We start from the raw sequence: 23180 nt of genomic DNA, 5'->3' as shown, positions 1-23180 counted from the left end.
AAGAAAAAAAGAAGCAAAAAAAGAAAAATATTATAGTAGTAATGTTTTTTCTGTTCTTAGAATATTAATAATAAGCAAAAGTAAAGGTTGGAGTTATCTCCAACGAAACGAGCGTAAGCAAGTCTCCAAATATGAAGTGAGAATGAAATTATTAAGTTGGCGTGTTGCTTACGCACATCTTGTTGGAGATAACTCCAACAAGGGCTTAAAAAGCTAAAAAGCGGATGCTTACATTCTCTGAGCGGGTGGTTATATTCTTCTAGCGGGTGGCTATATTCTCCGAGAAGATGCTTACATTCTTCGAGCGGGTGGCTATATTCTCCGAGAAGGTGCTTACATTCTTCTAGCGGGTGGTTATATTCTCCAAGAAGGTGCTTATATTCTCCGAGCGGATGATTACATTCTTCGAGCGAGTGGCTATATTCTAAAAGCGAGAGCTTAAATACTCAGGTTTGATGCCAATTGATTTGACAACTTTACAAAAGTTGTCAAATCTGGAAATAAAACAGAAACAAATTTTTAAACAACATAATAAACAAATAACAACATGAAAAAGAACATTTTAGTATTCGTCCTTTTATTGGTTTCAGTGTTCACTTTTGCAGAAACACCTAAGAAAGAAACTGTAAAAATTAAAACGTCTGCCATTTGTGAAATGTGCAAAGAGCGTATTGAGAAAAAATTAGCTTTTACCAAAGGAGTATCAGAGTCTAATTTGAATGTAGAAAGTAAAGACAAAGTGGTTACAGTAACATTCAATCCAAAGAAAACCTCTGTGGACAAAATTAAGAAAGCGATTTCTGAAGTAGGTTACGATGCAGAAGAAGTAGCAGCTGATGCAAAAGGGTATGAAAAATTACCTTCTTGCTGTAAAAAAGGAGGAATGGCTCATTAAGCGTTTTTTAGCGGAAAGATATAAGCGATCACTGTTATGACTCATGCCATGACTTTGATTCATGGCATGAGTTTTTTATGGAAAAAACACAAAAGGGTTGCTGATTTTGAATCAACAACCCTTTTGTAATCTCAAAGCTCATCGCTCAAGGCTTAAAGCTATTACGCTAACATTCCCAATAAAGACGAAAGCTTATCTTTTAAATCTTTTCTATCTACGATAAAATCAAGGAATCCGTGTTCTAAAACGAATTCTGCACTTTGGAAACCTTTAGGTAAATCTTTACCAATGGTTTCACGGATTACTCTTGGTCCAGCGAAACCAATCAAAGCCCCCGGTTCAGAAATGTTAAAATCTCCAAGCATTGCATAAGAAGCCGTAACACCGCCAGTCGTTGGGTCTGTCAATAAAGAAATGTAAGGAATTCCTGCCTCAGCGAGTAAAGCTAATTTTGCAGAAGTTTTAGCCATTTGCATTAAAGAAAAACCTGCTTCCATCATCCTTGCACCACCCGATTTTGAAATCATCAAGAATGGGATTTTGTGTTCAAGTGCATAGTCGATACCACGAGCAATCTTTTCACCAACTACCGAACCCATCGAACCACCGATAAATGAGAAATCCATTGCAGAAACTACAATTTCAATGTCGTTCACTTTACCATGTGCAGTTCTAACGGCATCTTTCAAACCAGTTTTCTTTTCAGTAGCCTTGATACGGTCTGGATAACGTTTTGTATCCACAAAGTTCAGAGGATCACCTGATGAAAGCATTGCGTCCAATTCTGTATATTTTGTTTGGTCAAAAAGTAACTCAAAATACTCTTGTGAGCCAATTTTCTCATGATAATTACAGTTTGAACAAGTATAAGCGAACAAACGATGTTCACGAGTGTGCATTGCTTTCTTGCAAGATGGACACTGATACCAAAGCCCATCTGGAGCTTCACGTTTTGATTCTGTAGGGGTTAAAATACCCTTATCTTTTCTGGTAAACCAAGACATATTTTATGATTTCTAAATTCAAATGTTAATGATTGAAAGCCTTTTGTTCCAATTTATTAGTGTGGTTAGTTCACTGCTAGGAAGCGAAAAATCTTCGCAAAGATAAGGTATTGCTATTCGACTTATAACATTTTTGTGAAAAATTGTATGAGTCACAACAAAAACGAGCCTGATTGAATACACAAAAAGGCTCGTTTAAATTCATTCAAAAAGATTATTTCACTAAAATTATCTTTTTATTGATTACTCCATTTTCAGTTTGAAGTTTCAATAAATAAGTACCATTTGAAACACCACCAAGGTTAATAATATGGTTGAATTCGTTTCCTGAGTTGTTATGTTGCTCGTTGAAAACAGATAATCCGAAGATATTTACAACGTTGATAGTTACGTTTTTGGTGGCTTTGGCAAAGCTTGCTTTTATCTTGTATTCACCAGAAGTCGATGGATTTGGCGAAATCGCTACTTCAATAGCATTACTTGCTTCGTTACCTAAAACGGTTGGATTTGTCGGCGTAACAGGCTTGCCAGATGGCCCTTGGATATTTAAGTTATCCACAGTCCAGCCCCAACCATAAGCTAATGGGTCAGCTAAAAGTCTGAAACGAACTAAAACATTATCACCTGCTTTAAAATCACCAGAACTTAGCATATCAATTTCTCTTTTTCTGAAAAGATTAGGATTCCCAACTGTTTTTGAGTTTTGGTCTTTATCAACATTCAAGCTTGTCCAAGCTTTAGCCCATTCAGGGTCATCGTTGGAATCCCAACCAGCTTGAAACCACTGCCAAGTTTTGCCGCCGTCTTTAGAACCTTCTACAACAACATAATCGAAGAAATCTCTATCTGGGAAAACTGAACCATCGGCACCTGTTTCTACTAAAACTACCTCATCAAAATAGATTTTGGCCGTATCACTTCTCAAAGTAATTGGTCTTAATAATTGAGCAATGTAGTTTGTAAAAAGGTTTCCGTCTGATTCAAATACTTCTTCAGAACCATTTTTATAAGGATGGTCTGAATTTAAAGCAATACTGGTAAAGTTAGTTGGTTTCGAAAAGGTAAATCCTTTCAAATAAAAATCTTCTGGAGCAGCAGGCGAAGTATCAAAATTATTATTGTAGGTATTCACTGCTGGAAATAATTTCAATACTTTAAATTCATAAAAACCAGTTTCTGGAGAGAACCTAGTATTATGAGCTTTCGCTTTATCTTTCACGACGATACGATATTTTACAACATCATTTCCTTTGAATTGGGCTGCTGTAAATTTAAAGCTACCATCAAAAGTAATGGTTCTATCAGCCGTTGTATAAGTCAATAAGATTGGCGCTTGCTTTACATCATTGATATAATATTCTACATAAGCACTATCAATCCCGATGTTATCAAAGGCTTGTCCTTGTGGTAATTTTACTTCAGTATCGGTTGTATAAATAGAGTAAATATTGTTGGTATAAGCAATGACTGGTTTTACGGTATCGGCACCGATAGTAAAGCGATAGAAATTGGTAAAGCCTTTGGTACTCAATGGTGCTTCTGCTGGTGTCGCTAACTTTCTACCAGCTAAATCTTCTCCTTGCCAATAATAACTAATTTGTCTTCTATCTGTTGACTTTGGAAGTGTATATGAGTACTGATTTCCACTTTTTGTTAAAGCTACTTCTTTGGCATCAGCAATGAGGTTAGAGGTAGTCATGTAAAGTTTTACAGAACCATCTTTGATAGCAGTATCTCCGAACACTTTAGCCGTAAAAACGTAATCTTTATTAGTATCTTCATTATCAGTGAAAGCGTCATGAGTAATAGAACTACTAACCCAGCCCATATCAGCAAAAAAGTTTAATATAATTGGTCCAAGGTCACGAGTTAACTCTCCAGCAGCAATGGATGGTGTCATCAAAGCATTTGGGTCGCCGATACGATAGGTAGCTTGGTCAACATGATAAATACTTGAACCCGCACTATAGGTTGTTGGGGCATATAGTTTGGCTTGCTTGTTAGCATTTGCTTTTGTTGCAGATGGGCTATTCAAGAACAATTTTCCACCAGTAATTTCTTTACGAAGAGCTTCCGAAAAGTTGTCAATCGTAGTAGAGTCAATTAAAGATACTCCCGTACTGTTTACGATAAAATTATCAAAAATACCTGCTGAACCTACAAAGCTACCACTTCCCCAACCTGCCACTGTTTCATTTGCGCCGAAAGTACCAATAAAACCAAGTCCATGTCCAAACTCGTGTAATACAATTGAATAAAGGTCATATTGTAAACGAGTTGGTGTTGATTCGCCAGTGTACCAGTCTGTACGGTCAGAATTAAAAGTAGCAACGATATCAGCTTGGTCTTCTCCGTTCAAATCTTTTCTAGCCATTTTTTCAGCAAGTGCAATTGGATACCAAGTGCCTGCTTTAGCCGCTCCGGGGAAATTACGATAATATGTAGAAGCACCAGCTGAACCTAAAACACCAGGGGCAAGACTTCTCCATCGTACTAATATTTTAATAGGGACGTCTGAATTTAAAGCATTTGCCCAAGTAGCTGCCGCTTTTTCGAATATGGCTTTTACTTCTGTAGATAAATTTGAACCTTGTTCATAAAATACTTGGAAGTTTGACGCTTGGCTTGATGATTTACGAGTATTGGCAGCGAGTTTTTTGTCAGCTTCTAATTTAGCTTTCATCATCTCTGTATAGCCCATTGGGAAAACACGTTCTTTGGCTTGCTCAGGAGTTTGGGCATAATCAACAATTTGAGTACCGGGAATAGACTCAATTTTGATTTTTTGAGAGAAAGCCCCAATGCTTCCCATTATAAAGAAAGTAAAAAGTAATAATTTTTTCATATTCAAATGTTTTTAGGAGACTTATTAAATAGAAATTGAAGTGTTTGCTACACAAGATAATAACTATTTTTGATAGAAATTAATAAAGGATTTAGAAACGATAATTAATCAAGGAGCAAGCATTATGTAAACGAAAAAAAAGGCTTTCTTTTTATATCAAGAAAGCCTTTTTCATAAATTTATTTTAAATACTAATAACCAGGGTTTTGTTTAACATTGGCATTTGTACGAATTTCATTGGTTGGAATAGGTAGCTGGAATCTAGCATCACCAACCGTTAAGCTTTTGAAACCATAAGTTGTTCCTGTTCCGTCGTATCTATCTCCCCAATTTGAACGAGCAATAGACAGTCCTTTACGTTTAATGTCAAAGAAACGATGCCCTTCAAAAGCTAATTCAAGACGTCTTTGCAAATCAATTTCAGTTTTCAAAGCAGTACCACCTTCTTGGTTATCAGCAGCTACAAAACCTATGTAACGGCTTGCTCTCAAAGCATTCAAATCTTTAAGTGCGTCAGCATCTTTGTTCAATTGTGCCAAAGCTTCTGCACGATTCAATAATACTTCTGCTACTCTGATTACCTTAGGGTCAACCACGTTTGCATTACCAGTGGCACGTCCGAAATATTTGATGATATTGTTATATCTGAATCCACCAAAAGTACTTGAACCGATATATGCCGTTTTACGAATATCATTGTCTTTGTATAATCTAAAAAGGTCAAAGTCAACAACATATTCAGAACGTACTCCTGATGCCGAACTTTGGCTATATTCAACACCGGGCGATACAGCGTCTTTATCAACAATTTGTAATTTCAATAATACTCCGTCGTTACTTGCATCTTTCCAAATGCTTGAGAAATTGGCAATTGAACCCGGACTTGAACTTAATGCTAAAGACTGTGTAGCAGCATCGGCAGCTTTTTGCCATTGAGCTTCATACAAATACAAGCGTGAAAGTAAGCCATAAACAGCAACTTTATTGAAACGATAAATTCCATTTCCATTACCGATTAAGCTGGCAGCTTCTACTAAATCTGCTTCGATTTTTGCATAGTTAGACTTTACCGTTTCACGAGAGGGTTTAGCACTATGATCAATACTTGTTACATAAGGAATGCCTAAATCAGCATCACTTGCTTGTGTAAAAGCTTTTCCGTATAATTTAACCATGTCAAAATGAGCAAGCGCTCTTACTGCTAATGCTTCGCCTTTAAAGTTATTTTTGGCAGTTCCATCAGGTAATTTATTGATGTTAACGAGAATACCATTGGCTCTACGAATAGTTGTATAAGCCTGTGTCCATAAATCCCAAGCAATGTCACCATTATAACGCCACTCATGAAAAAAGCGATTTGATAAACGACCTGTTCGGCTCATGATAGCATTATCAGACATAATATCTGGAAGACTAATGGATGAACCCGCATAGTACGAACCGCCCGATAAACCTGATAATCCACCAACATTGCGAGCATACATACCTCGTGCAGCATTATCAAAATCGGTTTCAGATTCAAATGCTTGTGTATCAGTTACTGAGTTGTAGGGAGTTAATTCAAGTTCCTTATCACTACAACTTGTTACTCCTATCAGAGTAAAAATGCCAAGAGTTAAAATATATTTTTTCATATTTTGAAAGTCTATTTTATGGATGAATTTAGAAGGTTAAATCAATACCGAATGTTAATTGACGAGCAACAGGATAGCTATATCCACGGAATAAACCTTGTGTTTGTCCACCTGTACTTTCTGCTTGTCCGAAACCAATTTCTGGATCACCTTTAGCTTCAACTGCGTGATACCACCAGTTTTGAGCCTGCGCATAAATTCTTACAGATTGAATTTTTGCTTTTTTCGTAATACCTGTAGGAATCGTATAACCTAAAGTAACATTTCTTAAACGAATAAAATCGCCTTTTTGTAAATAGCGGTCTGTAGTGTAACTGATTCCAGTTGGTTCAGGAAGTACACCAGTATCACCAGCTTTTTTCCAATAATTCAAAGCATCTGCAGCTTGGTTATTATAAATGTATTCACCATCAGAGGTCAAGTCATTCCACAATGAGTTAAAGATATAATTACCACCAGAGTAATATAAATCAGCCCCTAAAGAAAAGCCTTTATAACTAATATCTGTATGGAAATTGCCAAAACGAGTTGCCAAACGTGATTTTCCTTCTAATACGACAGCATCGCTTGGACTATAATTTTCAACGATTTCACCATTGATATTATAAAATTGTTGGGCACCTGTTTGAGAATTCACACCTGCATAACGAGTCATAAAATAAACATCAATTGGTTGTCCGATTTGCAGTTTACTAAGACCTCCTGGACGGATAATTCCATCTTCTGTAAGTGCTGTAACCTTATTTTTATTGATAGAATAATTTACATTTACATCCCATTTCAAGTCTTTTGTATTAAGAATTTTATAACCAAGCGTAAATTCTAAACCTCTGTTTTGTACAGCTCCAACGTTTTCTGTTCTTGTCTGAAAACCAGTTGTTGCCGATAGAGGGCGATCATACAATAATGATGAATTGTTTTTGTTGTACCAGTCTATCGTACCATAAAGACGATTATTCAATACCGAGAAGTCAAGACCAAAATCTGTGGCTGCTAATTTTTCCCAAGTTAAATCAGAATTCAAAAGTTGGGATGGAAAAGTGGCCGAAGTTAACCCATAACTTGTATAACGATATAGGGCTAATGAAGTATAATTACCAATACGATCATTACCTGTTAAACCATAACTAGCTCTAAGTTTTAATGAATTGATAAAGGTTAAGTCTTGTATGAATGATTCTTTATCTAAATGCCAGCCAGCACTAGCTGCCCCAAATAAACCATAACGATTATTTGCCCCAAAACGAGAAGAACCATCACGGCGAATAGATAAATCAAGGAAGTATTTTTGATTAAAGTCATAATTGATACGACCAAATAGTGAATATAATGCCCAATCTTGTTTGCCAGTAGATGCACCCGTTGGTGTTGATGAATTATCTTGAGTATTTACCCTGTCTGATGGATATCCTTTTGATGACAATGTATAAGTTTTTAGTCTATCTCTGGTAAATTCTATACCACCCAATACTTTGAAATTATGGGTGTCATCAATTGATTTAAAATACGTAGCAGTATTGGTGAATACATAGTTGAAGTTTTGAAAACCATTATCAGTTTTTGAACCTCTTGCGGCTGGGTCACCAACGTATTGGTCTAATATTGAATTAGGCTTGATATAATATTCTCTTGCATAATCAGTATAAGTAAGACCAATCTGAGAACGTACTTCTAAATCTTTAATAGGAGTTAACGCTACAAAAAAGCTTCCCAATCCATTCACAATATTTTGCTTTTCTGTATTGTTTAAGATTGCTTCCGAGATACTGAAACCGTTGGCTGTAAGGTTGTAAGTTCCATCATCATTAAATTCTGGTTCATAAGCATTGTAAGCATAAATGGCATAAAATGGGTTTTGAACATTGTAACGATCTCTTTGCTCATTCGTTTGAATAACAGAAAACTGTAAATTAGAACCAGTTTTTAACCATTTTGAAGCACGATATTCCAAATTGATTCTTCCAGTATTCAAATCAGAGTTAGAACCGTTTACCAAACCACCAACTTTAGAAGTTTGCAAGCCGATGTTATATGAAAAGGCATCATTAGCACCACTAATACCCAAACGATGAGTTCTTAACTGACCTTTCTGTAAAAGTGTTTTGAACCAATCTGTTTTACCAGCAGACAATCTTGTTACTTCTGCTTGGTACTCGGCATCAGTAATTTTTGTAACATCATCAACCTGAAAATATCCATTAGTATAACCCAAGTCTTTTTCATAACGAAGCTTTTCTTCAAAAGTCATCATTTTGAAATTGTCAGGTGTTTTTTCTGAATATCCAGCTTGGAAAGAATAAGTAATTTTTGGTAAACCTTTTTTACCTTGTTTGGTAGTAACAAGAATTACCCCATTGGCACCTCTTGAACCATAAATTGCTGCTGAAGAAGCATCTTTCAATACTTGAACATCTTCAATTTCGTTTGGATTAATCGTATTTAAAATATTGATGCCACCTTGCGCTTCACTATTGGCAACTGGCACACCGTCAATTACAACTAATGGTTGTGAACCAGCCGTTAATGAACCTTCTCCACGAATACGGATAAAGTTTTGTCCTGAAGGACGACCATTCACCGAAGTAATTTGTAATCCAGCTGCTTTACCTTGCAAAAGATTATCAAATGTTGAACCTCCAGCTTTCCCTTCTAAAGCTTTTCCTGAAATATTGGCTTGAGAAGCCGTAAGGTTTTGTTTTTTGGTTGTTCCATATCCAACTACAACTACTTCTTCGATGTCAGTTACATCATTTACTAAAGCAACATTGATAATGGTTTTTGTTCCAACAGCAATATCTTGTTTAATAAAGCCAACAAAACCAAAGGTTAATGTTGCATTATTTGGAACACTAATTTTATACGAACCATCGGCTGCAGAAGTTGTTCCTTTGGATGTACCTTTCACCGAAACACTCACACCAGCAAGTACTGCTCCATCCTCAGAGGAGGTTACTTTTCCTGAGACAATTCTGTCCTGAGCCGCCATTTTCAGCGTTAAAGTCAGCATCAGCACAAAAATCATTAGTAATTTTCTGTTCATGTTGTTGATTTTGTTGTTTAATTTGAATGTTTAGTTAGAATTGGTTGATAAACTAGGTTTTACTAAGTCGCAAAATTTATTCTTGAAAATTAACAATAAGTAAACAAATATTGATACTTTAGGTATTTCAAAGATAGCATTTGTTGGTAATATTTTACTATACAAAACCTAATAAAATACATTATTTTATTAGCTAATTGCTAAAAAGTACCGCTCAATAAATCACTATTCACTAAAGGCATAGAACAGTATTCAATACAACAAATAATTTTTATATTTGTTGGTCGAAAAATCTCAGACTTTAACTTAACAAATAATACTATGATTGCTAGCTTAGACGCACTTACCCAAGAAAAAATCAACTTGTGGCTTTCGGGAAACTATGATGCTGACACAAAAGCCAAAATCCAACAACTTTTAGATGAAGGAAAAGAAACAGAATTGACAGATTCTTTCTATAAAGACTTAGAGTTTGGAACGGGTGGAATGCGTGGTGAAATGGGTGTTGGTTCAAACCGTATGAATAAATACACGGTTGGCTCTGCCACACAGGGTTTTGCCAATTATTTGAAAGCTAATTTCACTGGCGAAAGTATTAGCGTAGCGATTGCTCACGATTCAAGAAATAATGCTTCATACTTTGCTAAAGTAGCTGCAGATATTTTTTCGGCGAATGGCATCAAAGTTTATTTATTTAAAGAATTGCGCCCAACGCCTGAATTATCTTTTGCTGTTAGACATTTAGGCTGTAATGCTGGACTAGTAATTACGGCTTCGCACAACCCACGTGAATACAATGGCTATAAAGCTTATTGGAACGATGGTTCACAAGTAGTTGCTCCGCACGATAAAAATATCGTAGCAGAAGTAAACAAAATTCAATCGGTAGATGAAATAAACTTTACAGGAAATCCAGATTTGATTACCGCTATTGGCGAAGAAATTGATGCTGAATACTTGAAAACAATTCAAGTAAATTCAATTAACCCAGCAGTAATTACTCGTCAGAAAGATTTAAAAATCGTTTATTCTTCAATTCATGGAACAGGTATTACACTTGTACCAAAAGCTTTGAAATTGCTAGGGTTTGAAGATGTAAACGTCGTTGAAGCACAAGCAGAGCCAAATGGAGATTTCCCAACAGTGATTTATCCAAACCCAGAAGAAACAGAAGCGATGACTTTAGCCATGAATTTGGCAAAAGAAATTGATGCAGATTTGGTAATTGCTACTGACCCAGATGCGGATAGAGTAGGAGCAGCGGTGAAAAATCCAGCGGGCGAATGGGTACTTTTGAACGGTAACCAAATGGCAAGTTTGATTATTTATTACTTGTTAGATGCTTGGAAAAAGGCAGGAAAATTGACAGGAAAGGAGTTCATCGCAAAAACCATTGTTACGACGAATATCATCGATAAAATGTGTGAAACACAAGGCGTTAAATGTTATAATACTTTAACTGGCTTTAAATTTATCGCTGCGGTAATTCGTGAATTAGAAGGAAAAGAGAAGTTTATCGGTGGAGGCGAAGAATCGTATGGTTATTTAATTGGTGATGCTGTTCGTGATAAAGATGCTGTTGCTTCTTGTGCAATGATTGCTGAATTGACGGCTTATGCTAAAGATAATGGAAAATCATTATTCGATTTCTTGACGAGTATGTATATGGAAAATAATTTCTATTACGAAGGCTTGATTTCATTAACTAAAAAAGGAAAAGCTGGCGCAGAAGAAATTCAGAAAATGATGGCTGATTTACGCAGTAATGTTCCCGCAACAGTGGCAGGTTCAGAACCAGTAACAGTAATTGACTATACGAACTTAACTTCAACAGATTTAAAATCTGGAGTAATTACAAGCATTCCAACAGGATTGGGAATGGAAGCTTCCAATGTAATTCAATTGGTTTTAGCAGATGGAACGAAAGTATCTGCTCGTCCATCAGGAACAGAGCCTAAGATTAAATTCTATGTTTCAGTAAATGAGCCTTTAGAAAAAGCAGAAGATTTTGATGCTGTTCTTTCTAAATTAAAGCAAAAGGTTTCAGCGATTCAAGAGGATTTGGGTTTGAAGTAAAGATAATTAATATTGTAAAATAGTAGAGGCGAGAAATTTTTCTCGCCTCTACTATTTTTATGCTTCCACCGCTCTCTTAAATTCCGAAGTAAAGTGGAATTGAATATCTGGATTATTTTGGATATTCATTCTTAAAATCCATTCTGATTCTGCTAAAAATACAAAGTTTCCGTCTTTATCTTGTGCGATGTTTTGAGCTTTTAATCTTACAAATTCTGTGAGTTTTTTCTCGTCATCAGAAGTTACCCAACAAGCTTTAGCTATATCACGATGGTCGAAACGACATTTTGCACCGTACTCATGCTCCAAACGATATTGAATTACTTCGTATTGAAGTTCTCCAACTGTTCCTACAATTTTTCTATTTCCAAGATGTGGTTGAACGAATAATTGTGCTACTCCTTCGTCTGTTAATTGTTGAATTCCTTTTTCCAATTGTTTAGATTTCATTGGGTCGAGGTTCATTAATTCTTTGAAAATTTCTGGAGAGAAACTTGGAATGCCTTGGTATTGCATTACTTCTCCTTCCGACAAAGTATCGCCAATTTTAAAGTTTCCAGTATCATATAAACCAATTACATCACCCGGAAAACCTTCGTCGATTACTTCTTTTTCTTGAGCCATGAAATTATATGGATTGTTGAAACGAAGGTTTTTATCTAAACGAACGTGTTTGTAAAATTTATTACGCTCGAATGTTCCTGAACAAACTCTTAAGAAAGCAATTCTATCACGGTGTTTTGGGTCGAGATTGGCGTGGATTTTGAAAATAAAACCAGTGAATTTTTTCTCTTCTGGTTCTACAATTCTTACGTCAGTTTTTCGTGCTTGCGTACTTGGGGCAATTTCAGTGAAAGTGTCCAATAATTCTTGCACACCAAAATTATTAACAGCCGAACCAAAGAAAACTGGCGCTACTTCTCCCGACAAATAAATACTTCTGTCAAAATCTCCATAAACGCCTTCAATCAATTCAATATCTTCACGCAATTGATTAGCATCTTTTTCGCCTACTTTTTTGTCTAATTCTTCCGACCAAATATCTACTGAAACAACTTCTTTTTCAATTTTGGTTTTATTCGCATTGAAGATGTTCAGCGATTTTTCATAAATATTATAAACACCTTTGAAGTTTGAACCAATGTTGATTGGCCAAGTAAGCGGGCGCACTTTGATGTTAAGTTTCTGCTCTAATTCATCTAGTAAATCAAAAGGATTTTGTCCTTCTCTGTCCATTTTATTGATGAATACGATTACAGGCGTATTTCTCATACGACAAACTTCCATTAAACGTTCGGTTTGCTCTTCTACACCTTTTACGCAGTCGATAACCAAAATTACAGAATCGACAGCCGTTAAAGTTCTATAAGTATCTTCGGCAAAATCCTTGTGACCAGGAGTATCCAGAATGTTGATTTTAAGATTATTGTACTCGAAAGTCATTACAGAAGTAGCTACCGAAATACCTCTTTGGCGTTCAATCTCCATGAAATCGGAAGTTGCACCTTTTTTGATTTTATTTGATTTTACTGCACCAGCCGTTTGGATAGCACCTCCAAATAAAAGTAATTTTTCGGTAAGTGTTGTTTTTCCCGCATCGGGGTGAGAGATAATACCGAAAGTACGGCGTTTATGTATTTCTTCTTGTATGGTTGCCATTTTCAATCTATAAATGAGTGATTGAGTACTTTAATTCACCTCAATCCTGAAAAATCTTTTAAATAAGTTGCAAAATTACTCATAAAAAAAGAAACCTCACAGAAATTTGTTTTCTGTGAGGTTTTTAAATGGAGTAATCAAATAATTACTAGTTCTTATTCAAATTACTTTTATTTCTACTGTAAAGGAAATACACTAAAATACCTAAAGTACTCCAAATCAAGAATGCGTGCCAAGTTTCTCTTCTTACTTGTGTCATTAAAAACACATTGAAAAGTACTCCCATCGGTGCTACAAACCAGATAAGTGGCGCTTTGTATGGACGCTCGATGTCTGGCTGTTGGTAACGCAATAAAAGTACTGCACCCGAAATCATAGCGAAAGCTAACAAAGTACCCATTGAACACATTTCAGATACTTTATCAATTGGCGTAAGTGCTGATACAATTGATACGATAAGACCAACTAAGATTGTGCTTTTCCAAGGTGTTTTGAAATTTGGGTGAATCGTTTTGAAGAAAGCTGGTAATAAACCATCTTTCGCCATTCCTAGGAAAATACGAGTTTGTCCAAGCATCATTACCAACATTACAGAAGTAAGACCAGCTACAGCAGCAATGGTAATGATAAACACTGCCCAAGGTAAGCCAGCATCAGCAAAAGCCGAAGCTACTGGTGCTTTTAAATCTAGGGTGTCGTATTTTACCATTCCTGTTAACACTAAAGATACCAAGATGTATAAAATAGTACAGATTACTAAAGATGCTACGATAGCAAAAGGAATATCTTTACGTGGATTGATTGCTTCACCAGCTTGCGTAGATACGGCATCGAAACCGATATAAGCAAAGAATACAATGGTTGCTGCAGTTACGACACCATCCCAACCGAAGTGGCCTTTACCATCTGCATCAAATACTCTTTCTGGAATGAATGGATGCCAGTTTTCTGTTTTTACAAAGAATGCACCTACAATAATTACGAATAATACTACCGAGAGTTTAGTAATTACAATAATATTGTTTGTTTTAGCAGATTCTTGAATACCTCTTACTAATACAGAAGTTACAATCCATGTGATAAAAAAGGCTGCAATATTGAAAGCTGGAACTGGGCCATCAACACCTAGTTTTGTACCAGCCGTGTAAGGGTCGTTCATTAAAGTTACTGGCAATTCAATTCCGAATAAATGAACGAGTTTCTCGAAATAACCAGACCATGCTACCGCTACTGTGGTAGCACCCATCATATATTCAAGGATAAGGTTCCAGCCAATTAGCCAAGCAAAGATTTCACCAACGGTACCATAAGAATACGCATATGCAGAACCTTCAACGGGAAGAATGGATGAAAATTCAGCATAACAAAGGGAAGCAAATGTACAACCGATGGCTGCAATGACGAAAGCAAGTGCTAAAGCCGGACCGGCGTGGTCGTGGGCAGCAATACCCGTTAAAGTAAAAATACCTCCACCAATAATTGCTCCGATACCAAGTGAAGTAAGTCCCCACTTTGTAAGAACACGTTTAAGTTCAGATTTTTTCATGTCAGCTTCGTAGGCTGCCATTGGTTTTTTACGCCAAATACTGTTATTCATAGGGTTTTAGTTTTTGTGTGAATTTGAAGTGATTTTTAGATTTTGGTTAGTTTAATAAATCTGTTTTTTGTTCAAAGAAATCCTTTCGAGATAAAAAAGTATTAATACTTCATTCTACGAAAGTATATTTTGTTTAAACATCTTTGAAGATACAGAATATTTTGTGTCAAAACAAAAAAAGACCTGCAAGTCAATCAACTTACAGGTCTTTTAATTGCGTATTTAAGCTTTTGTGGCAGGTTCAACTTTTTTCTTACCTGTACCTAAATCGATAACGATTGGCGCAGCTACGAAGATTGAAGAATAAGCACCGAAAACAACACCGATAAACATGGCGAATGAGAAACCTCTTAGAATATCTCCACCAAAGAATAACAATACCGTTACTACCAAGAATACTGTTGTAGCAGTCATTACTGTACGGCTCATAGTATGGTTAATAGATTGATTAATTGTTTTAATCATCAATTCTTTGTTGCTCAAATCAGCATCATTACCAATCTCTTCACGAATACGGTCGAATACTACCACGGTATCGTTAATAGAGTAACCAATTACAGTTAATACCGCTGCAATAAAGATTTGGTCAACTTCTAACTCAAATCCGAAAAGGCGAGTAATACCAACCATTCCTAATACGACTAATGAATCGTGTAAAAGGGCGATAATACCACCTAATGAATATTGCCATTTACGGAAACGTAATAAAATGTAAATGAAAATACCAACTAGAGCATAAAGAATTGAAATGAATGATTGTTTTAAAATATCATCTGCGATGGTTGCACCTACTTTAGATTCTGAAACAATTGTTGGTTTAGCATCAGCAAATTTCTTCAAACCATTTTCTAATGCTTTACGAACTTTCTGGTTTGCTTGAATCGTTTCGTCTTCTACTAAGTATGCCGTAGTGATTTTTAATTTAGTGTCACCATTAAAAGTTTTTACTTCAACACCTTTTCCTTCAAAGCTATCTGCTAAACCATCTTTAATTGTTCCAGCTTCTACTGGTTTAGATAATTCAACTACATACGAACGACCACCCTTGAAGTCAACACCTAAGTTAAAACCACCTTGGATTGTTAATACGATAGCCCCAACAGCGATTAAACCCCACGAGAACCAGTATGAATATTTACGTTTTCCGATAAAGTCGAAGTTAAGTCCTTTGAAAAGGTCTTTAGAAATGAACGTTTCAAAAGTAACGTCTTTTTCTTTTCCTGCTTTGATAGCACGATTTGCCATCCAATCTACAAAAACATGAGAAACAAATACAGCAGTAAATACTGAAGTAACCAAACCGATACACAATGTAACCCCGAATCCTTTTACAGAACCAGAACCGAAGATAATTAAGATAATACCGATAATGATTGTAGTAACGTTACCATCAATAATTGCAGATAATGCTTTTTCATAACCTAGTTTGATAGATTCTAATAAACCTTTACCTTGGTGAAGTTCTTCACGGATACGCTCATTAATCAATACGTTGGCATCAACTGCCATACCTAATGTTAACACAATACCAGCAATACCCGGTAAAGTTAAAGCAGCTTGAATTTGTACTAATACCCCAGCAATAAAGAATACGTTGAAGAAAAGTGCAGCATTAGCCATCCAACCTGGGCTACCATAATAACCAATCATGAAGATAACAACTAACAATAAACCCAATGCCATTGAGAAATAACCTTGGTTGATAGCCTCAGCACCTAATGAAGGACCGATAAAAGCATCTTCAACGATACGAGTAGGAGCAGATAATTTACCTGATTTAATTACGTTCGCTAAATCTTTTGCTTGTTCAACTGTGAATGAACCAGAAATTGATGAACGTCCGCCTGCGATTTCTCCGTTAATATTTGGAGCAGAGTAAATGTAGTTATCTAATACGATTGCAATACGTTTTCCAACATTGGCAGCTGTTAAGTTTTTCCAAATTCTAGCACCAGTACCATTCATATTCATGGTTACTTCTGGGCGTCCGTTTTGGTCAAAATCTTGAGCAGCATCAGTGATTACTTCACCATCCAATGGTGCTTTTTGTCCTTCTGCTTTTCTCAAGAATTCAAAAGGAATAATTTCGTCACCATTTGTTGCAGGAATTCCAATGGCATTCCAAGCAAATTGAAGACCTGAAGGGAACATGATTTTTACTTCAGGACGACTGAATAATTCATTTACACGAGCAGTATCTTTACGGAAAACACCCCAAGATCTTCCTTGGTTATCCAAAGGCAAAAACAATTTTGTAAGTGCCGAACCAGCAGTTGTGTCTTTTACAGCAGAATCTTTTTTCGCTACTTTAGCAGCACCTGATAATTGACCAGCCAATCCGCCTGCTTTTGTAGTGTCGGTTGAAGTAGCGGCTGTTGCAGTCGTTGCTTTTTTAGCTTTTTCTTCAGCAGTTAAATATTCACCTAAAGAATTTAAGCCTGGTCCCCATTCAGAAATTTCAGCTACTTCGATAAATTCTAATTTAGAAGCTGCTGATAATAATTTTCTAGCACGTTCAGGATTATCAATACCTGGTAATTCTACTTGAATACGGTTTGTTCCTGGTAAACGTTGGATGTTAGGGTTAGCAACCCCTAATTTATCAATACGAGTTTGAACTGTTTTATAAACACGATCAACAGCTCCATCAATTTCATTGTTGATTACTTTCTTTACTTGTGAATCGGAAGAATTAGAATTTAATTTTTCACGGTTTACAGAGTTTGCAAAAATTGTTGCTAATTTTTGATTCGGGGCAATTTTAGCAAAAGCTTCATAGAATAATTCGTTGAAAGTTTTTGTTGAAGTTGCTTGCGCCGCAGATGCTTGGTTAAGTGCTTTGATGAAGTTAGGATCATTGCTTTTTCCTGACAATGCACGAAGGATTTCTACTGGAGAAACTTCTAACACTGCATGAAGACCACCTTCTAAGTCCAAACCTTTATGAAGTGCATAAGTAGTTACTTCTTGTAAAGTAAAGCCTAAATAAATAGGTTGTTTCCAAAGAGAGTCAATGTAATGAGTTTTCTTTGCTGGATCTAATTCTCCAGACTTTGAAGTCGCATAATTAATGGCGTCTTCACGAACTGAGCTTGCTTTCCAAGTAAACGAAAGGAAAAATAAACATAAGGCTGAAATAATTCCAGTCAGCCAAATTATGGCACTTTTATAACGCATTTTTGTAGGGAAAAAGTAATTGTGAGTAAATAAACGGATGATTAGGGTTGTAACATTTTAGCCGACATAGCAAAACGTCTTTGATTTGATAGAAATTTTCTATCAAAAATATTTATCAAGAAAAAATTATGGGGCGTTGGTAACGATAAAATGCTCGAAAAGTACTTCGAGATGCGGAAGGCGAAATGCTAAATTTTGAACAGATTGAATGGTGCGTTCAAAAGATAAAAAAGCAAATTCACAAGGATGGAAAATGAATTCTTGTGCAAAATCAATATTAACAGGTACAGAAACCTGCATCACCGAAAGTTCAGAAACAGAGCATTGTTTAGGCGCATGATTGTCCTGTCTTTGTTCTGTTTTGACTTTACTAAGCAAGTTTTGGCTTTTTTGAGTAGCATTAATTGTTTTACCAAAAACGGTAAAAACAATAACGAGCGACATCAAAAAGACGCTGAACAAACGAGCTATGTGTGAATTTTTTTGCATTCTGAATTACAAAACTATCACTTTTTGTTTGGTAATTCCAAATTCTCACTTAAAATAATTGTTCCACCTGTTTGAAATTATTTCTTACTTTTGAGCCGTCATTCATAAATAGTGTAGAAATGTTTAATTATTTAGAACCATCATATATCAAAAAATTCATTCAAACTGCTCTTGCCGAAGATGTTGGTGACGGTGATCATACTTCATTATCAACGATTCCTGCAACAGCCACTGGACGAGCAAAGCTATTGGTAAAAGAAGATGGAATGTTAGCGGGAGTAACTTTAGCAACGATGATTTTTGAAGAAGTTGATAAAGCCCTTGAAGTAAAAGTATTGCTGGAAGACGGCACGACGATAAAAAAAGGAGAAATTGTTTTGACTGTTGAAGGTTCTTCGCAATCAATTTTAAAGGCAGAACGCTTGGTGCTGAATTGTATGCAAAGAATGTCTGGTATTGCTACTTATACCGATTCGATGGTGAAATTATTGGAAGGAACGAAAACCAAGTTATTGGATACTCGTAAAACAACGCCAAATTTTCGCCTTTGCGAAAAATGGGCTTGTAAAATTGGGGGTGCCGAAAATCATCGTTACGCATTGTTTGATATGATTTTGATAAAAGATAATCATGTGGATTATGCTGGAGGAATTCACAATGCTATCAAACAAGCAAACGATTATTTGAAAGAAACAGAACGTGCATTAAGTATTGAGATTGAAGTAAGAAACTTAACAGAGCTTCGAGAAGTTTTAGCAATAGGACAAGTAAACAGAATTATGTTAGATAATTTTTCATTTGATGATTTACGTGAGGCTGTAAGCATCATTGATGGCAAATATCCTACTGAAGCTTCTGGTGGAATTAATGAAAAGACCGTCCGACAATATGCAGACTGTGGTGTAGATTATATTTCTTGTGGCGCTTTAACGCATCATGTAAATAGTTTGGATTTAAGCTTAAAAGCTTATTAGAGTGATTGGTGAATAGTAATTAGCAATTTTAATATTATTTACTTAATCACTCAATAAAAAGGTGTCTTTTCTCACGATATAAAATTTTAACAATGAATTTATTAGAAGAATCACAACGAGTTGGCTATGTGAGTCGCTCTGTTCCGTTCAAAGGAGAAGATTTAAAAGAACAGATTTTAAAACTTAAAAAAGAGAAAAATGCGGTAATCTTAGCTCATTATTATGTTGATGCTGAAATTCAGGAAATCGCAGATTTTTTAGGAGATAGTTTGGGTTTGGCACAAGCGGCAGAACAAACCGATGCTGATATGATTGTTTTCTGTGGAGTACACTTCATGGGTGAAACAGCTAAGATTCTTAATCCGAATAAAAAAGTAGTATTGCCAGATTTAAACGCTGGTTGTTCTCTAGCTGATGCTGCTCCGAAAGAGGAATTTGCAGCTTTCAAAGCAAAATATCCAGAGGCTGTTGTGGTGAGTTATATCAATTGTACCGCAGATATTAAAGCGATGACGGACATTATTTGTACTTCATCAAATGCAGTGAAAGTGGTTGAATCAATTCCTGCCGACAAACAAATTATTTTTGCTCCTGATGCCAATTTAGGAAGATATGTAGCGAAGAAAACAGGTCGTGATTTGATTTTGTGGGAAGGTGCTTGTATTGTTCATATTGATATTTCTTTGGAAAAACTCAAGAAAGCGAAAGAAGGAAATCCAAATGCTTTATTGATTGCCCACCCAGAATGTAAGGAAGTAATTTTATCTCAAGCAGATTTTGTAGGTTCAACTACGGCGCTTTTAAGTTTTGTTCAAACATCAGACTGTCAGGAATTTATTGTGGCGACAGAGGCAGGTATTTTGCACAAAATGAAATTAGCTGTGCCTAATAAAAAGATTATCCCCGCACCAGCAAATGAAAAAAATGCTTGTGCTTGTTCAGAATGTCCGTATATGAAAATGAATACGATGGAAAAACTCTACAATGCAATGTTCTATGAATTACCAGAAATTCAAGTGCCTGAAGAAGTAAGAATTCCTGCTTTAAAGGCGTTGAAAGCAATGTTGGAGATTAGTAAATAATTAAAAAAGAGGCTAACAAATCCAGATTTGTTAGCCTCAATTGTTAATAACCATTCTATAAAATTTGATAGCTCAACTTTAAAGACCATAAAAAATCCACACCTGTTATTTTAAAGTTTAGCGGATTATGAAAATTAAAGTATATCGTTTGTGGACGCCCATTTTCAGAGAAAACATGGTCATTGGGCTCTAATGTGTATTCACCAGTTGTATTTGTATGAGTAGCCATACCAATTCCCCCATACCATTCTAGCCAAAATCGCTCACTGATTTGTCCCATTACTCCTATTTTTCCATAAGCTCCCCAAACTTTATAAATAGTATCGTCAGAGAGTTTTTCATAATATTTATAATCATTATTCCAAGAGTTTCCCCCTCTACCAATGGTTGTTGTACTTGGATAAGTATTGGTGCGGTTGAAGAGTTCAAGTCCATAAAAAGAATTTATGCCCTTATTTCTCAAAGCAAATGGTTTTGTATATCTTCTAAATTCTAATCTGTATCGTTGTGATATTTCGCCTTCATCATAAGTACCCTTTGTGCCAGATAGTGAAATATCAGCATTACCATAGGCGTAATCAAACGCAATGGTGGTTCTGGCACTAATATTTGTTTCAAGCCCAAGCTGAATTGCGGCATGGGCTCCTAGATATGTCAATGGTGCTATTTTGAGAAGTAAGTGTCGATGCGAAATGGTAGTATCACTTTGGGCAAATGTGAAAATTCGACTGAAGACTAATAATATAATTAAGATAGAATATTTCATTCGATAGGTATTTTACTGAGAAGTTTTAATGCTTTTGGGTCGCTATAATCGTATTGATAAATACCATTCTGACCAGTTACTATTAGTTTTTGTTGATTTGGAATAACATCATACGAAACCACATCAGTTAAAAACTCCTTTTCAACAGGATTTACTGGGTCTGATAAATCAAAAGATTTTAACCCAAAACTACCTTCACAGATAAATAGGTTTTTTCCATCTACAGCTAATCCATGAGGGTTTTTCATTGGAATGGATTTTACTAATGTAGGGTTTGAGGGATTACTGATATTGACAATATCCAGAGAATTTACTCCTCTTTGGCATAATGTTCCATTTCTTAAGGTCACATAAGCATAATTATCTTGAACCACCACGGGGTCACAACTTTTTATGTGTGTATAAGTAGAAAGTAAAACGGGATTGGCTGGGTCTTGATTATTGAAAATTTGCATTCCCGTATTACTTCCAATAAAAAGCATGTTTTTATAAGGGTAAATGGTTTCTAAGCCAAAGCTTAAATTGATAGTTTTGATTTTTTGAGGAGAAGTATTCTTAATATCGAAAATAGACATATTGCTAGTGCCTACTGTATAAAGATAGCCATCTCCTAAAGTAAAACGAGCCATAGAACCACCTGTACCATTTCCAAAGGGAGACACCGAATCGTTAGCTCCTTGTTGGCAACTTTGAAGGTATATTAACCCCAAAATACAATATAATAATTGTGTCTTTTTCATCTGTAGCATTTTAGTGTGTAGTCAACGTTTAAAACTTTTTCCCAACCAATTACTACGCCTTTGTTACTGTCAACACATTCAAAACGCACATTGGTAACTGGTGGATAATCTTGAGATTCAAACACGTCTTTTAGGCGATGCACTAGCTTGGCTTCTGAAGGTTTGCTAATATTAATACTTATCAAATCTTTCAAGTTATCGGCATATAAAATATCACCTCTAATGGCAATATCTACATTGCTTGGAATTTGCAAAAAGGCAATTTTCTTGGGGCTTTTCGGGTCTTTATTATCAAAGATATGAACGCCTTTACCAAGTTCGTTCACAAATAAAAACTGGTCTTTGATATAAATTTTACCGGGAGATTTTAATGGTTGTGGAGTAGTGATAACTACTTTGTCTATTTCGTCGGCATTTGCATAAATAGGTCGATACCCTTCGCTAGTGATTGGGAAATCGGGTGGGCTATCAAGTTTGAAACAACTGCTTGCTAGCAAAGCAAGAGATAAGTAGGATAGTAGCTTTTTCATAATTAACGTTTAATGGGTAAAGAATCAATGACTAATTTAGGCGTTTTTACGAAGTAAACCTTTATATTTTTAATTATTTTTTTAACATAAAAAAAGCCATCAGCAATATATGTCGATGACTTTCGATGTTTTGTTATATTTTACTTTAATCAAAATACTTTTATCTATTGCTCAACTTTACGTTTCAATTTAATAATTATCTTTCTTTTTCAAATAAATCTGAAATTGCTCTTCTGTTAGAATAGCTTTCATTTCTTTATCTCTTTCTTCTTTGATAGTCACAGCTTTTGCTCTGATTTTTGAACGTACTTCTTCCGTAATTGGAGGTACAATTTTCTTTACTTCTTCCGAAAAATCTAAACGTTTGAAGGCAAAGTTAATGTTAGCATTTTCAACTTTTGGAATTTGCTCTTCTGTTAGTTTTAATTTTTTTATCATCCAACGAGTATCCTCATTAGCCATTTTTTCAGGGTCTAAATCTGCTTTTCGGGTAGTACCTTCACCTGCTTGAGGTAGCGTGCTTCTTCCCATTCCACCTCTTCCGTAACCTCCATAGCCATATCCACCACCATACTGAGCATTACTTTCATGAATATGTAGGAAAATAGAAAAGCACAAAGTGACTAAAAGTATTAAGTAATTTTTGGATTTCATCGGGTTACTTGATTTGTT

General features: G+C 35.7%; 17 protein-coding genes. 5 read left to right on the top strand and 12 right to left on the bottom strand.

Going from position 1 to position 23180, the window contains the following annotated elements:
• Positions 1-217 (top strand): hypothetical protein (locus tag ABID42_RS18810; protein WP_367284978.1); only part of this gene is annotated, 217 nt, incomplete at its 5' end.
• 330 nt (positions 218-547) lie between these two features.
• Complete coding sequence (locus tag ABID42_RS18805) at positions 548-895, top strand: heavy-metal-associated domain-containing protein (RefSeq protein WP_367284977.1); 348 nt, start codon at positions 548-550, stop codon at positions 893-895.
• A gap of 161 nt (positions 896-1056) precedes the next feature.
• On the opposite strand, the gene accD is transcribed toward ABID42_RS18805, so the two are convergent.
• From accD to ABID42_RS18785, 4 genes are all read right to left on the bottom strand, one after another.
• Entirely contained in the window at positions 1057-1899 is an 843-nt protein-coding gene (gene accD / locus ABID42_RS18800; protein WP_323256664.1) for an acetyl-CoA carboxylase, carboxyltransferase subunit beta, read from the bottom strand.
• 214 nt (positions 1900-2113) lie between these two features.
• Complete coding sequence (locus tag ABID42_RS18795; protein WP_367284976.1) at positions 2114-4744, bottom strand: T9SS type A sorting domain-containing protein; 2631 nt, start codon at positions 4742-4744, stop codon at positions 2114-2116.
• Positions 4745-4935: 191 nt separating this feature from the next.
• Positions 4936-6378 carry a RagB/SusD family nutrient uptake outer membrane protein gene (locus tag ABID42_RS18790; RefSeq protein WP_367284975.1) on the bottom strand — a complete coding sequence of 481 codons (1443 nt, stop codon included), beginning with the start codon at positions 6376-6378 and terminating at the stop codon, positions 4936-4938.
• Positions 6379-6406: 28 nt separating this feature from the next.
• Positions 6407-9418 (bottom strand): SusC/RagA family TonB-linked outer membrane protein, encoded by a 3012-nt coding sequence (locus ABID42_RS18785; RefSeq protein WP_367284974.1) that lies wholly within the window; start codon positions 9416-9418, stop codon positions 6407-6409.
• A 321-nt stretch (positions 9419-9739) separates the two neighbouring features.
• Between ABID42_RS18785 and ABID42_RS18780 the strand changes: the two genes are divergently transcribed.
• Positions 9740-11494 carry a phospho-sugar mutase gene (locus ABID42_RS18780; RefSeq protein ID WP_367284973.1) on the top strand — a complete coding sequence of 585 codons (1755 nt, stop codon included), beginning with the start codon at positions 9740-9742 and terminating at the stop codon, positions 11492-11494.
• 57 nt (positions 11495-11551) lie between these two features.
• On the opposite strand, the gene ABID42_RS18775 is transcribed toward ABID42_RS18780, so the two are convergent.
• From ABID42_RS18775 to ABID42_RS18760, 4 genes are all read right to left on the bottom strand, one after another.
• Positions 11552-13153 carry a peptide chain release factor 3 gene (locus tag ABID42_RS18775; protein ID WP_367284972.1) on the bottom strand — a complete coding sequence of 534 codons (1602 nt, stop codon included), beginning with the start codon at positions 13151-13153 and terminating at the stop codon, positions 11552-11554.
• A gap of 148 nt (positions 13154-13301) precedes the next feature.
• Entirely contained in the window at positions 13302-14750 is a 1449-nt protein-coding gene (locus ABID42_RS18770) for an APC family permease (RefSeq protein ID WP_323256644.1), read from the bottom strand.
• Positions 14751-14972: 222 nt separating this feature from the next.
• Positions 14973-17927, bottom strand: coding sequence for a protein translocase subunit SecDF (secDF, locus tag ABID42_RS18765; protein WP_367284971.1), 2955 nt, complete (start codon positions 17925-17927; stop codon positions 14973-14975).
• Positions 17928-18053: 126 nt separating this feature from the next.
• The gene (locus ABID42_RS18760) at positions 18054-18416 is read right to left on the bottom strand and encodes a hypothetical protein (protein WP_367284970.1); all 363 of its coding nucleotides are present in this window, start codon (positions 18414-18416) and stop codon (positions 18054-18056) included.
• A 119-nt stretch (positions 18417-18535) separates the two neighbouring features.
• Here ABID42_RS18760 and nadC point away from each other — a divergent pair, with 119 nt between their 5' ends.
• Positions 18536-19390, top strand: coding sequence for a carboxylating nicotinate-nucleotide diphosphorylase (gene nadC / locus ABID42_RS18755; RefSeq protein WP_367284969.1), 855 nt, complete (start codon positions 18536-18538; stop codon positions 19388-19390).
• A 92-nt stretch (positions 19391-19482) separates the two neighbouring features.
• Positions 19483-20472, top strand: a complete 990-nt coding sequence (nadA, locus tag ABID42_RS18750; protein ID WP_367284968.1) for a quinolinate synthase NadA — start codon at positions 19483-19485, stop codon at positions 20470-20472.
• Between the two features lie 55 nt (positions 20473-20527).
• Here the strand turns inward: nadA and ABID42_RS18745 are convergent, their stop codons facing one another.
• The 4 genes from ABID42_RS18745 to ABID42_RS18730 form a co-directional block, all read right to left on the bottom strand.
• Positions 20528-21238, bottom strand: coding sequence for a hypothetical protein (locus ABID42_RS18745; protein WP_323256632.1), 711 nt, complete (start codon positions 21236-21238; stop codon positions 20528-20530).
• A complete protein-coding gene (locus ABID42_RS18740; protein ID WP_367284967.1) occupies positions 21235-21978 on the bottom strand; it encodes an LVIVD repeat-containing protein in 744 nt (247 codons plus the stop codon). The genes ABID42_RS18745 and ABID42_RS18740 overlap by 4 nt, the downstream gene beginning before the upstream one ends.
• On the bottom strand, positions 21975-22508 hold the full coding sequence (locus tag ABID42_RS18735; RefSeq protein WP_323256628.1) for an LVIVD repeat-containing protein: 534 nt from the start codon (positions 22506-22508) through the stop codon (positions 21975-21977). The genes ABID42_RS18740 and ABID42_RS18735 overlap by 4 nt, the downstream gene beginning before the upstream one ends.
• A gap of 189 nt (positions 22509-22697) precedes the next feature.
• A complete protein-coding gene (locus tag ABID42_RS18730; RefSeq protein WP_323256626.1) occupies positions 22698-23162 on the bottom strand; it encodes a DUF4890 domain-containing protein in 465 nt (154 codons plus the stop codon).
• Between the last annotated feature and the right edge of the window lie 18 nt (positions 23163-23180).

Source organism: Arcicella rosea (assembly GCF_040543805.1).
GTDB classification, from domain to species: Bacteria; Bacteroidota; Bacteroidia; order Cytophagales; family Spirosomataceae; genus Arcicella; species Arcicella rosea.
This window is presented reverse-complemented; position numbering and strand designations above follow the sequence as displayed.